Here is a 13,743-nt window from a genome sequence, read left to right on the forward strand (position 1 = left end):
TATATATGACTCGCGCTAAACGCTATCGTTTGGGATTAGACATTGGCGGCACTAAAATAGCCGGTGTGCTTTTACTTAATAATAAAGTAGTGGAAAATTCTGTTTTAGCCACCCCCAAAGACACGCTGGATCACTTCCTTATCATGAGCCAAGCGGTTTTGGAGCCCTTGCTTCATAAAGTTGAAAAAAACAAAGGAGAAATTATTGGATTAGGAATAGGGATACCGGGTGTTATAGACATACCTAAACAAAAAATAATCAATGTACCCAATGTACCAATCTTAAACAAACAGAAGCTAGGAGAACTGTTAAAAGAAAGATTAAACATGCCAAATCTGAATTGTCTAATGGATAATGATGTTAATTGTTTTATAAGAGCCGAAGCGGTTTTAGGTGCCGGCAGAAAATCAAATAACGTCTACGGTCTGACCATCGGTACAGGTATTGGTGGTGGTTGGTGGTATAACGGTGATGTCTATTACGGTGCCTATAACGCGGCTGGCGAACCAGGTCATATGGTGATTGATGCAGATAATGGCCTCACTCTCCAACAAGCTTATAATAAACTTACCCAAAACAACGCCGCTACTCTAGCCCAAGAAGCTTATCGCGGAGATCGTCTGGCAGAAAAAAGTTTTGAAGAATTCGGTAAATATCTTGGCACAGCCTTAAGTACGATTGTTAATATTATAGACCCGGAAATTATAATTATGGGCGGAGGAGTTATGTCCTCGGGTGATTTATTTCTAACAAGCGCCAAGGAAAGCTTGGCTAAATATACTTTTACCCCGCAAGCCAGAACAACCAAATTAGTTAAAGGTAAACTAGGCCCAATGGCCGGAGCTATTGGAGCAGCCCTTTTGCCTAAAGAAAAGTCTAAAGAGTAGCTAAATAATACTCAATAAAATCAATAGCATAAACCCGCCAGGCGCCTGGCGGGTTTATTGAAAAAGAAAATTAAAAAGGCTACAAAAAAATTTAAACCCTATTGGCTGGATTTTTTAATCCCCACTTTTTAAGATATTTTAACCAAGAAAGAATATGTTGCCTACCAGCCGAGTTAAAAGGAGAGGTATACCAAGGCTTGGCCGCACTTTGACGGTTATGATTATGGATAACTTTAGCTTGGGGACAATATACCACTTTCCAACCCTTTACCCAAAAACGTCGCGCAAGATCAGTATCCTCAAAATATAGAAAAAATCTTTCATCAAAACCGCCCACCTCTTCCCAGGCCTTGCGTCTTAAACAAAGACATGAACCTAATAACCAATCTACCTCCGTTACCGAATCTTTTTTAAAGTCACGAGTTAAAAAATTATCCAAAGCCTTTTTTCCAAAAGGTAATTTACCCAAAAAAGTCCGACGATAAAAAGGGGTTAAAAGATTATGCCAACGATAAGCAGAATCTTGCACACTCTGATCCGGATTGAATTGTTTAGGTCCAGCTAAACCTATTTCTTTGTCTTCTTCCATTAAACAATAAAGTTCGGTAAACATATCGGGAAAAGCCATGGTATCCGGATTCATGATAAAAAGATAATCCCCCGAAGCTCTCCTTAAACCAAGATTATTACCACCACCCATACCCAAGTTTTTTTCACTTTGGATAAAGATTGTTTTGGGATATTGCCAGGCGATAATTTCCCCTATGGTCTCGTCTGAATTGTTATCCACCACAATTACCTCTTTATGTAAATCGCCAAAATCAGCCTCTTCTATAGATTTAAGACAGTTAAGTGTTAATCCCTTACTCTTATAGTTAACAATAATAATTGATATATCCATAAAGCTAAATTACCACCTGATTAAAAATTTTACAAGTCGCCAATAAAGGGCAAAAAAAGGATTAATCATTCTCAGCTTCCAATCATCAATTTCTTGGTACCAAATATGTCCGCTGATCATTTTTATAATTTCTCTGTCTTTAACTAAGCGAGTTTTCTGTATGGCTCGTCTCGCTTTAATTAAATACCGCCAAGTTTTAGGGGAAAGAAAATAAGCCCAAACCCTTAATTTTTCTCTCCACCAGCCACTCTTAAGAGCAAAAAGACCTAATCCAAATTCCATTAAAACCAGGGCTGGTATAATTAAAACAATGGTTAGACAATGATAATTTTTAAAAATTGTAATTAAGCGATTGCGATCCATCCAATAATATTTTTTAACCGAACGAGCAAACTCATAATTATGAAAAACCAAGGCCCTAGGTTCAAGTCGGCAAGTCCAGCCTCTAAGCCATAAACGCCAACCCAAATCTTCGTCTTCATTATACATCCACATTTCTTCATCAAAAAGACCGACTTCTTTTAAAGCCTTGACCCTTAAAATAACCGCTGCCCCAGAAGGGTAAAAGATATCGCACACATCTTTAGGCAAGGTAGATAAAGGCTCTCTGTAACCTAGACAATAACCAAAACCAAGGAAATGGGATATGTTGCCAACACTGTTAAGAAGATGTCTATCCGGGTGAAGTAATAAGGCTGCCTGTATAGCACCAGCCTTAATATCAGAGTCCATAGCTTTAACCAAAGACTCCAAAGCCTTTGGTTCGATCTCGGTGTCCATATTAAAAAGTACGGCGTATTCATAATTTTTTTCAATTATTTCATGCAAGGCCGCATTATTACCACCGGCAAAACCGGCGTTATCATTAAGTCTTTTAATAATCGCCTCAGGTGCCTCTTGGCGCAAAAAAGCAAAACTTTCTTCACTTGTTTCGTTGTCTATTAGATAAAGATCAAAGTCAATAAAAGTCTGCGATCTTAAAGACGACAAACAAGCAGCCAAGTATTTTTTGGCATAATCTTTATAATTGGGACTAATAACTACCGCGACTTTTTTCATATAATATAATATCCTTTAAAATTATACCTTAAACTTATACAGTAAAGTCTTAATAACAAAATATAAATTAATTAAGCCTCTTTTTCTTCTTTACTCTCCCCACTCTTTAAAATTCTGGTTAACAATAGTCCGAAGAACCAAGCAAGCTTAAGTAACCAAACCCTCCAACCAGGCTGCCATTTTTTAAAATAAGTCAGCTGGCTATCTTTAAAATATTTCTGCGCCTTTAAACGTGGTAAACGGTTAAAACTTTGCCCGACATAATCAATGGCTTTAACGGATGAAGTATACCAAACTTGTCCGCCTCCCTCCTTAACTGTCCGACAGTAATCCACTTCCTCAAACCAAAGAAAATATCTTTCATCCAAAAGACCATACTTTTCCAAAGTTCTTTTAGGTAGTACAAAAAACGAACCGCGCAGAGAATCAACAACCCTGTCTTGATTATAATCAAAGCCAGCGCAAAGATAACGGTTAAGAACAGAGGGTACAAGATGCGGAATCTTTAAAATAATCATTAGTTGATCAAAAAAGGTCGGGAACCGTCTAACTTGTGATACAAGTTTATCCTCTTCATTAAGTAGTTTAACTCCAACCACGTCAGCTTGATCATTATTCTTTAGCCAATTCTTAAGATCAATAAGCGTCTCGGGGAAAACTTTCATATCTGGATTTAAAAGAATAATATTATCACCTTTAGCTATTTTAATCCCAATATTTGAAGCTTTGGCAAAACCCAAGTTTTCTTGGTTAGCTACTAGCTTAACTTCAGGCCAATCTCTTGCTAAAAAATCTTTAGTGCTATCAATTGAAGCATTATCCACTACGATTATTTCATAATCAAGCTCTCCTACACTTTCTTTTAAAGAAGCTAAATTAGCCGGTAACTGTACCCGACTGTTATAACTCACGATGACTATAGAAAAGTCCATATTATTTAATCGTAAAATAAGGTTTTAAAATCTAAGTACTTAAAGGCGAAAAATATTAATAAAAATTAAAAAACTAACAATTAATAGCGTTTTAAGTGTTTAGCGGTTTTTTTAATCGTCAAATAAGAGCTTAACAGATTTTGCTCAAAAAGCAAAACGGCAAAAAACCGTAAAGTGGCCTGCCAAATAATAAAAATCTTATTAAACCAAGACTGCCTACCCCAATATTTAATCCATAAAAAATGTTGGCCTAAAAAAGCTTGTCTACGAGCTTCGGGCGAACGTCCTAAACGATTAATAGCTCTTTTAAATAAAGAACCACCAGTAGAAGTGCGATCATGATAAACCACCGCCTCGCTTATTAATTTAGAGGAAAAACCAGCTAAATGAAGACGATAAACCAGGTCGCAATCTTCTTTATACATAAAAAAGTTTTCATCAAAAAATTGCAGTTCATTTACTTCTTTATTACTTTCTTCTTGTTTTTTTCCTTGACTTTCTTCTTGACTGTCTTCTTGATTATCTTTAATATTTTTATTAGCCTCTTCTACCAAAGAAGACAAACGAAAAAGCCCGGCCGCCCCGGAGGGACCAATAATTGAAGCTTGGTCATACTGTCCGTTATCTATTTCTGCTTGTCCAAGATCAATAAAACGCAAGCCTGGTTTTAAAACTAAACCGCAAGTGTCTAAAATTTCTGTTTTAAGTTTATTATGAAAATCCCAAACTTTTATTTTAGGAGAGACTGATGATAAAGATTCATCACTCTCTAAAGCCAAAACTAATTTTTCAAGCATGTCCGGTTCGCACAAAGTGTCCGGATTAATCATTAAAAAATATTTATCTCCTAAGCCAACAGCTTGATTAAGCATTATGTTATAGGCTTTCCCAAAACCCAAGTTATCCCCTCTTCTTATAATCTCTACCTGAGAATATTGAGATAATTGAGAGAATTGTTTTAGAATATGAATATTCTCATTATCTTCTTCTGGGGTGTTATCAAAAGCTACTAGACGAAAGTTCTTATAAGTTTGTGCTGCCAGGCTTTCCAAAAACGACGGCAAATAAGCCGCCGTTAAATTACCGTAAGTAATAAAACCGACACCCAAACGGGGTAGTTGTTCGGTCATAAAATTAAAATAATAACTTATCCTTTAATTTTGCTTTAGCTAGAATTTGTGCCTCCAAAAGACTATCAAAAGTACCAGCGTCCAACCATTCATTTTCTACGGTAGCTACTTCCAGCTCATTCTTATCTAAGTACCAATTATGTAGATCAACAATTTCTAATTCACCGCGAGGACTGGGCTTAACTCCTTTAGCCGCCTCAACAACTCGGTTATCATAAATATACAGCCCGGTAATACAAAGATTGCTTTTAGGCTTAGCGGGTTTTTCTTCAATAGATAAAGCTTTATTATTTTCGTCTATTTCCACTACCCCAAAACGTTCCGGATCATGTACTGGTTTGGCAAAAATCTTAGCGCCACTCTTAAAAGAAGAAATTTCTTCGGAAAAATCATCTACAAAGATATTATCTCCCAAAATCATAGTAACATCATCTTTTCCGATAAAGTGCTCGCCTAAGATAAAGGCGTCAGCCAGCCCCCTTGGTTCATCCTGTATTTCATATTGAAAATACGCCCCAAACTGTCTGCCGGAGCCTAGTAGATTAAGATAATCACCGGCCTCTGAAGGAGCTACAATAATTAAAATATCCTTAATACCGGCCTTAATTAACGTATTAAGCGGGTAATAAATCATTGGGCGGTTATAAACAGGCAAAAGACCCTTGCTGGTTACCAAAGTACATGGTCTTAGACGAGTGGCCTTACCGGCCGATAAAACTATACCTTTCATATAAATAATGTAAAAAAATATAATATATATAGTAGAATACTAAAATTACTATCTTAATATCCAGCTCTTTATATTATACAACAAATCTTTAAATAATGGAACAAAATAAACAATCCATAGCGTAAGACGATACTACCTTAATACCTTAAGTCTTTTTTGTCAATGTTTGTTTGGCAATGTTTATTTTGTCAATGTTTTGTATTTTTCCAATTTATGTTTTCCCTTTTTATGTTTTTCTTCTTCACCTCGCAACATCATAAGCACTTCTCTTTTTAAAACCTTTCTTATAATTTTAAATTTAGGCAAAGACAAAAGATAACTCAAATCCTCTGTGATAATTTTATCGGTTATCTTGTCTTTAATAAAAACATAGAGGTTAGCAAAAAAATCTTGCGCCTCAAAACCTGTTCGTTCTTTAATTACTTGAACGTTATAATCATAACCCTTTAAAAAGAAGTAGTGAATGTCATAGAGATCTCGACCGGCTAGTTTACCGGTCTTACGATAACGATCCATTAAAGCACAAAGCTTATGAGAAAACATAGTTTCCTTAGTTTGGCAAATTAAAATCTTATTAATTTCCATTAACCGCTGAGGCTCATATTGACTCTTTTGGTAGAGCGGGAAAGAGGCTTCAAGTTTTAAAGTATTACGACCGAAATTTTCATATTTTAAAAAATATTGCAGACCCCTACGACTCTGATCCTTAATGGACAAATCCAGGTTTTTAAATATTTTTTCCAATCTTTTTCTAGCTTGTTTAGCCTCAGTTAAAGAACCGGCGAAATCAAAATCCAAGTCAACCGAAAAACGATCTAACCAGCCAAGCATAGCGGCACAAGTACCACCTTTAAAATACATTTTTTGAGCAAGATAATCGTCCTCGGCCACCGCCTCCAAAAGTCGGTACATCCAAGCTTTATGAAGATTATCTTGAGAATTAAAAGTCTGCATCATAATATTTTTTTGAATTAAAATAATTCATATCTTGTTTAGCTCTTTCAACCGTGGCTGTCCTTACACCGTTTTTAATAATAATACCACTATCATCATAAAGCAGTTCATCTTTCATTTGACGAACACGGTAGGTTGTATTAAGAACAGAAAATCTTTTTGAGGAATTACTCACTAAAGTTACTTCAAAAGGACGTTGATTAATAATTCCCTCTTCAAAAAGTACTGTTTCACAAGACACATAACCGTAGGTTGATAAAGCCTTAAGGCCTAAAAGCCAAGGATGAAGATTTTGTGGTTTTTTAAGAGAATACAGTCCCTTAAAAATTCTATACAAAAAACCACGTTGAACATAACGAGCGACCATAATTCTTAAACTCTGTCTATCTGAGATATTCCAAATAGTGGATAAATCTTGCAAAGAAAAAACAACTTCACCAGTTTTAGCTAAATCTGACATTCTATCTCCAGCGGAAATCCTTGATTTTATTGGTCTTTTTATCATCTTGTTTAATTATAATATACTTATATGTATATTATAACAAAACTATAGAATAAGTCAAGCTAAGATAAATTTTCTGCAATAACTTTTAATATGGGTTATAAGGTTAAATATTCATCAAGAGCCTCCTGCCATGATCTAAGAGGTGGTCTTTTAGTGTTTAAAAGTATTGAAGAAGTCGGTCTTTTAGCCGGACGATCAAGTTCTTGGGGAGAGATAGGTTTTAGATCTACTTGGGCACCTATTTTTTCATAAAAATATTTTACTGCCTCATACCAAGTAACCGGACCAGTATTAATTAGATGATAGAAACCAACAGGTAAAGATTCTTCTAAGAGTTGTAAAGAAGCTTCGGCTAGATCGGGGGTATAGGTAAAACAACTTTTTTCTCCATCAACCACCCTAACCTCTTTTTCCAAAGCTTTATTTTTCATTATTTCAAAAAAACCGGGTTTAGCCGCCGGGCTATCTGCCTTGGGGCCAAAAAGTTTAGACGTTCTTATTATATAATAACTAAGTCCCATACCAGAAAGACGCACAAGTTCTTTTTCTCCCTCGACCTTGGTCATACCATAACGGTTAAGCGGTGAGGTTATTGAATTTTCATCATAACCCTCATTATTCTCTTTAGGTGAGCCGCCAAAAACGTAATCTGAAGAATAGGTAATTAAAGTAGCCGAATTAGCCAAAGCCATCTCCCCTAATTTCTTTACTGTTTCAACATTTAAAAGTTTGGCTTGTGAATAAGCTTCTTCTGAAACCTCACATTCATCCACTCGGTTATAAGCAACGGTGTTAATTATAACATCAGGCTTTAGTTTATTAATTTTTTTCTGTAATAAAATAAAGTCGGTAATATCCACCTCCGTACTATCCCAACCAATCATCTTTACTTCGGGTCTAGTAGACGCCAAAGACATCAAGGCTGAGCCAAGATTGCCGCGACTACCAAGGATCAGATACTTCATAAATCGTTTTCTTTAAGTAAAGATTCAAGATAAGTTCTTACTTCCAATATTTCATCTAAGTGATTAGCTAATTCAATAACCAAATATTTACCAAAAGCCACTGGTGGCAAATGCATTAAATAACGAAGTTGTTTAAGAGAAGATAAGTTTCGGTAGTTAGCCTGAGAGGACATTAAATCACTCCAAACTGAAGGCAGTACGGAAATATGGGTAGCTAAGACATCAAAATGATCTAAAACCGCAATGGTTTTTTCATGATTAGCGTGTCGCCTAATTCTTTCTTTTTCAAAAGCCGCCGCATCCAAAGCCACCCCAGGTACACCTAAAGATCGTAGATTATTTTCTACAAAACCGCTGTCTTGGCTCTTAATCATTGGTCCTTTAACACAAATTAAATGGACATAATGGGGCATGGTTGATAGAAAGCCAGAAAGATTAGCAAAAGAAGGACAGCTAAAAGACTCTGCCTTAAAACGAGTAGATAAATAATCAAGTTCCCACTCTTCAGTTCCCTTATCTATCTCTACATAAGGAATTCTTTGCAATTTAGTACCTTCAAGCTGACGATAAAGAGCTCTTCTCTCATCTGCTGGTAAATTATCTAAAATCAAGGCTAAACTAGTAACTTTAAATTCATCCAACTGTCCAACAAAAGAACGCCAATCGTTTTTCTCGGAAGCGATTAAGCCTGGTAGAATATCTATTACTGGTTTTTTGGTTTTCATATAGTAATTTCTTTACTAACAATCTTAAGCCACTGTTCATTCTCTTTATACCAGTCCACTGTTTCTTTAAGACCATTGGTAAAATCAATCTTTGGAGACCAATCTAGCTCGCGAGTGGCTTTGGTGTAATCAATAGCATAACGAAAGTCATGGCCCGCGCGATCTTTAACAAATTCAAGGGCTTCCTCAGTGCGACCAACTGCCTCGGCGATAGCTTTAGCTACCTCCAAATTACTAAATTGTCGTCCTCCACCCAAGCAATAAGTCTCACCAGCGCGACCCTTCATAATAATCGCCTCCAGTCCCTTAATATGATCATTAACATGAATCCAATCTCTTAAGTTCTCTCCATTGCCATAAACCGGTAAGCTTTGGTTAGACAAGGCTCTGGTAATTAGGCGAGGGATAAGTTTCTCAGGTAGTTGGTATGGTCCGTAGTTGTTGCCACAATTAGAAATAGTGGCAGATAAACCGTGGGTATGAATATAAGCACGAACTAAATGATCAGAGGCGGCCTTAGAGGCGCTATAAGAGCTACGAGGAGCATAAGGAGTCTCTTCATTAAAGGGTGGATCATCATAAGACAAGGCACCAAAAACTTCGTCAGTAGAAACATGATGAAAACGTATAGCTCTTGGCGAACGAACTGCCGCTTCAAGTAAGACACGTGTGCCTTCAACATTACTCATAATAAAAACCTGATCAGAATCAATAGAGCGATCTACATGAGATTCCGCAGCAAAATGAACAATCAAGTCAATGGCTTTTTCTTTAATAATTTTTTCCACCAAAGAACTATCGCAAATATCTCCTTGGCAAAAAAGATAATTAGGATTATTTTGGAAATCAGCCGTATTCTCCAAATGTCCGGCATAGGTTAGGGCATCAAGATTAACCAAAAAATCTTTTGGATAATTTTTAAGCCAATGTCTAATAAAGTTTGAGCCTATAAAACCGGCGCCGCCGGTTACTAAAATATTCATAAAACTAATCTATATGATAAGGCGAAGAAAGATTATCTTCCCAACGAATCTCATCAATTTCCTCAGCTTTAGCTGGACCTTTATATAATTTATCCGGTAAATTAATTGAGTAAGCAGGAATTTGGCTAACACATTTATAACCATGTACCACACCAGGGGGTACAATTACCATAGTCGGATTATCTTCCCCGACCGTTATCTTAATATATTCTCCTTTAGTCGGACTGTCTTCTCGACGATCCCATAAATGAAGATCAAAGCTACCCGGGCCAACAAAAACAAAACAATCGGACTGGTGAACATGTTCATGTGGGCCACGCACTACGCCCGGTAAAGTTAAACTCACATAGGACATAGCCGGCTTAAAATCAAACTCATCGTTCCTAAAAATCTCAATCAACCAACCTCTTTCATCAGTATAACGAGGTAAACTCTTTATTATCACTCCGGGCATTTCCATATAATTGAAATTACTTAAAAAACCAATAAAAACAAGAATAAAAAAAACTAATAAACTTTACTTAACAGCTTAATCAAGCTTCTTTATAGATAATATCATTATACCCCAAATAAGCCAAACAAGCAACCAATAATTAAGGTTAAGATAAGCAATGACCATACCGGGTTTAACCATCTCCATTAAAACGAACATTAAAAAACCCAAAGTTAAAAAATAGAAAACTTCTTTTAAGAAAAATTGTCCTTGATCTTTGATTTTCATAAAGTGAAAAATTAAAATACAAAATTAAAATATAAACTTAAAATACAAAATTAAAATACATCCCCACTTAATCTTTCCCCCTAATCTTTATTAGTCATCAAGCGCTGCCATAAAACTCGTAAACGATCGAAAATCGTACCACCCTCAAAGCTGACCGCTAAAGAATAAACCCTAAAATCTTCTTCCAAAGAATCCTCAGGCAAAGCCAACATTAAAGAATATTCGCCAAACCTTCCCCGTTCTGTTGGCAAAAAGAATTCTGTTTCTGAAACAAAGGTTGCTTCTTTGGTCGAATCAAATTCGTTGGTTAAATCAAGTGATGTGTCTTGTGGGTCTTTAAAAAAACTTTTTCTTGATTTATTCTTTTCCTTGGTTTTTGATTCATAATTCGCTAGTAAATAAGAAAAGTCAGAAGAGTTTTTAAACAAAGAAGGCGTAAAACGATAAGGCAAGGGATTAAATAAAGATTCTTCGGACCAAGCAAAAACTCCATCGCCGGTAATAATTAAATCATCTTTAGCTAAAGTTATAGGCCTAATTAAACGACTAAAGTCTTGGCTATGTACGGAAAATTGTTCAAAGGTACGCTCTAGGGGCAAAGAAAATTCTCCAAAAGATATATTTTGTCTGGAAGCTGCTTTAGCGGTTTGGGCGTTTAAGGTTTCACTGTCTGTGTAAAGGGTAAAATTATTTCTGTCTTCTCCGCTTAAAGATAAACGATTAAGAAAAGAAACTTTAACTTGTCTAGTACTAATCTTCTCGGTTACCGCTAAATCCGAAGCTCTAACCTCAAGACGATAAACTCCGGGAGTAAGGTCAGTGGCGGAAAAAGTCCCTAAACCTTGCTCAAGTGGCCACTCTTCTTCTTTAACCAAAGTACGATCAACAAATAAAAGAATTTTAAAAAAGCGCTTAGCTGAGTTTGAATTACTTTTATTATCCGCCTTATTCTCCATCTCATCTTTTAATTCATTTTCCATCTCATCTCTCCAGGAAAAATTAAAAGACAAAGGAGAACCATCCGAATAAGTTAAAAAAGAATAATCACCTCTTAAGCCCACTGACTGAGTTACTTCTTCATCAAGTAAAGAACTAGACTTAAATTCAGATTCGGATTCAGACAAAGAAAGCTCTGATAATGAGCTAAATGGTAAATCGTAATTATAAACCGCTGTTAGACTGCTGGGCAGTTCGGCCGCTAGAAATTCTTTTAAAGATGAAAATTTCTTTTCAGCCGAAGGTCTTTGCCAAAATAAAACTCCTTCATTATAAATAGTTGAGTCTTCATTTTTATCTTTATCTTGAATAAGTTCATCCAGAAGTTTTACGTATAAAGGTTTTTTTTCATAGTGCCAACCTTCAGCTCCGTGGCGAATGCCTATCTCAACCGCCTGGGCCGAAGCATTATGCTCTAAAGAAATCGTTATTTTTTGAAAATTACGAGGAGGAAATATTTCAAGATACAGAGGTTGTCCGATTAAAGAAAAACCTTTGTCTTCCATAGTAAATCTTTCAGCAGGTTTTGGTTTAGAGATAAAATAAGAAGGACTTTGCCAGTCTGTTTTATAAGTGATCTTACCAAAAGGCACAATAGCCAAATAAGAAAAAAGCAAAAACAAGGCCAGTAAAAGACCACCCCCTAATAAACGAACATTTTTTTGTTTAAAATATGACATATTTAACTTTGTATAACTTTATAATCATTATAACCCCACCAAGAGAATTTGTCAGGTAATTTAAAATTTTAGATTAAAAAGGTTGATTTTTCAAGCTTTAACTGCTATGATCAAAATATCTTAACATTAAATTACAGGTTAAAAAACCTGCAAGAATTCTTATGGAAAAAGACATCAAAAAAACTTATATTAAAGATCTGGCCTCTTTTTTGGGAGAAACCGTTAAAATTAACGGTTGGGTATACAACTTCCGCTCTTCCGGTAAAATCGCCTTTTGGCAAATCAGAGATGGTTCAGGCTTTTGCCAAGCTGTTTTAGTAGAAGATGAACTCTCTAAAGAACTTTGGACAAAGGCTGGACAAGTAACCCAGGAAACTTCGGTTTGTCTAACCGGTTTAGTAACCAAACACCCTAAAAAAGAAGAATACGAAATACAGATCTCTGACTTTGATTTTTATCAAATAGCCGAAGAATACCCGATCGCCAAAAAAGAACATGGTGTGGACTTTTTATTACAAAACCGTCATCTTTGGTTACGCTCCAATAAGCAATGGGCAATTATGCGTGTTCGCGACACCCTAATCCGGGCCACTTATGACTTTATGAAAGAACATAATGTTACAAAAATAGATTCACCGATTGTCACCGCTAACGCTGGAGAAAACACCACTGACCTTTTTAAAATACAATACTTTGAAGAAACCGCTTATCTTTCCCAAACCGGGCAACTTTATCTAGAAGCAGCCATAGCGGCTCATGGAAGAGTTTTTGATTTTGGTCCAACTTTTAGAGCAGAAAAATCTAAAACCAGAAGACACTTAACCGAATTTTGGATGATGGACGCTGAACTGGCTTTTATTGATTTAGAAGATAATTTAAACTTTCAAGAAGAGTTAATTAGATACATGGTTAAAAAAGTTTTGGAAGATAATGTAAAAGAACTTGAGATATTGGAAAGAGATACTACTGTCTTAAATAACATAGATAAGCCTTTTCATCGCTTAACCCACCAAGAAGCCGTTAAAAAATTACAAACTCTAGGCTCTGATATTAAAGACAGAGACGACCTGGGCGCTGATGATGAAACAAAACTAACCGAAAGCTATGATAACCCGATTTTTATCACTCACTATCCGGCTGAAGTTAAAGCTTTTTATATGAAGCGAGATGAACAAGATAACTCCAGGGTCTTGGGGGCGGATTTATTGGCTCCTGAAGGCTACGGGGAGATTATCGGGGGTTCACAACGTGAAGAAGATTACGAAACCCTAAAAAGACAACTTGAAGAATTTGGACTTAAGCCAGAAGACTATGAATGGTATTTGGAATTAAGAAAATACGGCTCAGTACCACACGGAGGTTTTGGTTTTGGACTTGAAAGAATTGTTGCTTGGGTCTGTGGCTTAGAACACATAAGAGAAGCTATTCCTTTCCCAAGAACCATTTACAGGATTAGGCCATAGAAGAATTAAAAAGATTACCTAGACATCTAAGTATAAAAAACTCATCTAACAACCAGGTACCCTACTTCCTAATTTAAAACCCATTTAAAATAAACCCGCCAACCGCCTGGCG

General features: G+C 36.1%; 15 protein-coding genes. 2 read left to right on the top strand and 13 right to left on the bottom strand.

Going from position 1 to position 13,743, the window contains the following annotated elements; translation table 11 throughout:
• Positions 1–5: 5 nt before the first annotated feature.
• Entirely contained in the window at positions 6–887 is an 882-nt protein-coding gene (locus QY321_03275) for an ROK family protein (protein ID WKZ24613.1), read from the top strand.
• A gap of 91 nt (positions 888–978) precedes the next feature.
• Here QY321_03275 and QY321_03280 read toward each other — a convergent pair whose 3' ends face one another.
• From QY321_03280 to QY321_03340, 13 genes are all read right to left on the bottom strand, one after another.
• Positions 979–1,788 carry a glycosyltransferase family 2 protein gene (locus QY321_03280; GenBank protein ID WKZ24614.1) on the bottom strand — a complete coding sequence of 270 codons (810 nt, stop codon included), beginning with the start codon at positions 1,786–1,788 and terminating at the stop codon, positions 979–981.
• A gap of 9 nt (positions 1,789–1,797) precedes the next feature.
• The gene (locus QY321_03285; GenBank protein ID WKZ24615.1) at positions 1,798–2,847 is read right to left on the bottom strand and encodes a glycosyltransferase family 2 protein; all 1,050 of its coding nucleotides are present in this window, start codon (positions 2,845–2,847) and stop codon (positions 1,798–1,800) included.
• Positions 2,848–2,918: 71 nt separating this feature from the next.
• Positions 2,919–3,779 (bottom strand): glycosyltransferase family 2 protein, encoded by an 861-nt coding sequence (locus QY321_03290; GenBank protein ID WKZ24616.1) that lies wholly within the window; start codon positions 3,777–3,779, stop codon positions 2,919–2,921.
• 80 nt (positions 3,780–3,859) lie between these two features.
• On the bottom strand, positions 3,860–4,909 hold the full coding sequence (locus QY321_03295) for a glycosyltransferase family 2 protein (protein WKZ24617.1): 1,050 nt from the start codon (positions 4,907–4,909) through the stop codon (positions 3,860–3,862).
• A gap of 4 nt (positions 4,910–4,913) precedes the next feature.
• Entirely contained in the window at positions 4,914–5,639 is a 726-nt protein-coding gene (locus QY321_03300; protein WKZ24618.1) for a sugar phosphate nucleotidyltransferase, read from the bottom strand.
• A 180-nt stretch (positions 5,640–5,819) separates the two neighbouring features.
• Positions 5,820–6,596: a nucleotidyl transferase AbiEii/AbiGii toxin family protein gene (locus tag QY321_03305; GenBank protein WKZ24619.1), complete on the bottom strand. Its 777-nt coding sequence runs from the start codon at positions 6,594–6,596 to the stop codon at positions 5,820–5,822.
• Positions 6,580–7,098 carry a hypothetical protein gene (locus QY321_03310; GenBank protein ID WKZ24620.1) on the bottom strand — a complete coding sequence of 173 codons (519 nt, stop codon included), beginning with the start codon at positions 7,096–7,098 and terminating at the stop codon, positions 6,580–6,582. Before QY321_03310 ends, QY321_03305 begins: the two co-directional genes overlap by 17 nt.
• Before the next feature lie 95 nt (positions 7,099–7,193).
• Positions 7,194–8,063 carry an NAD(P)-dependent oxidoreductase gene (locus tag QY321_03315; protein WKZ24621.1) on the bottom strand — a complete coding sequence of 290 codons (870 nt, stop codon included), beginning with the start codon at positions 8,061–8,063 and terminating at the stop codon, positions 7,194–7,196.
• The gene (locus QY321_03320; GenBank protein WKZ24622.1) at positions 8,060–8,788 is read right to left on the bottom strand and encodes a hypothetical protein; all 729 of its coding nucleotides are present in this window, start codon (positions 8,786–8,788) and stop codon (positions 8,060–8,062) included. The genes QY321_03315 and QY321_03320 overlap by 4 nt, the downstream gene beginning before the upstream one ends.
• Complete coding sequence (rfbB, locus tag QY321_03325) at positions 8,785–9,771, bottom strand: dTDP-glucose 4,6-dehydratase (GenBank protein ID WKZ24623.1); 987 nt, start codon at positions 9,769–9,771, stop codon at positions 8,785–8,787. Before rfbB ends, QY321_03320 begins: the two co-directional genes overlap by 4 nt.
• Positions 9,772–9,775: 4 nt before the next feature.
• Positions 9,776–10,231, bottom strand: coding sequence for a dTDP-4-dehydrorhamnose 3,5-epimerase family protein (locus QY321_03330; GenBank protein WKZ24624.1), 456 nt, complete (start codon positions 10,229–10,231; stop codon positions 9,776–9,778).
• A 69-nt stretch (positions 10,232–10,300) separates the two neighbouring features.
• Positions 10,301–10,492 (bottom strand): hypothetical protein, encoded by a 192-nt coding sequence (locus QY321_03335; GenBank protein ID WKZ24625.1) that lies wholly within the window; start codon positions 10,490–10,492, stop codon positions 10,301–10,303.
• Between the two features lie 80 nt (positions 10,493–10,572).
• On the bottom strand, positions 10,573–12,168 hold the full coding sequence (locus QY321_03340; GenBank protein WKZ24626.1) for a hypothetical protein: 1,596 nt from the start codon (positions 12,166–12,168) through the stop codon (positions 10,573–10,575).
• Between the two features lie 161 nt (positions 12,169–12,329).
• On the opposite strand from QY321_03340, the gene asnS reads away from it, so the two are divergent.
• Positions 12,330–13,631: an asparagine--tRNA ligase gene (gene asnS, locus QY321_03345; protein WKZ24627.1), complete on the top strand. Its 1,302-nt coding sequence runs from the start codon at positions 12,330–12,332 to the stop codon at positions 13,629–13,631.
• Positions 13,632–13,743 lie beyond the last annotated feature (112 nt).

This window comes from Patescibacteria group bacterium, from assembly GCA_030583705.1.
GTDB lineage: Bacteria > Patescibacteriota > Patescibacteriia > Patescibacteriales > Patescibacteriaceae > Patescibacterium.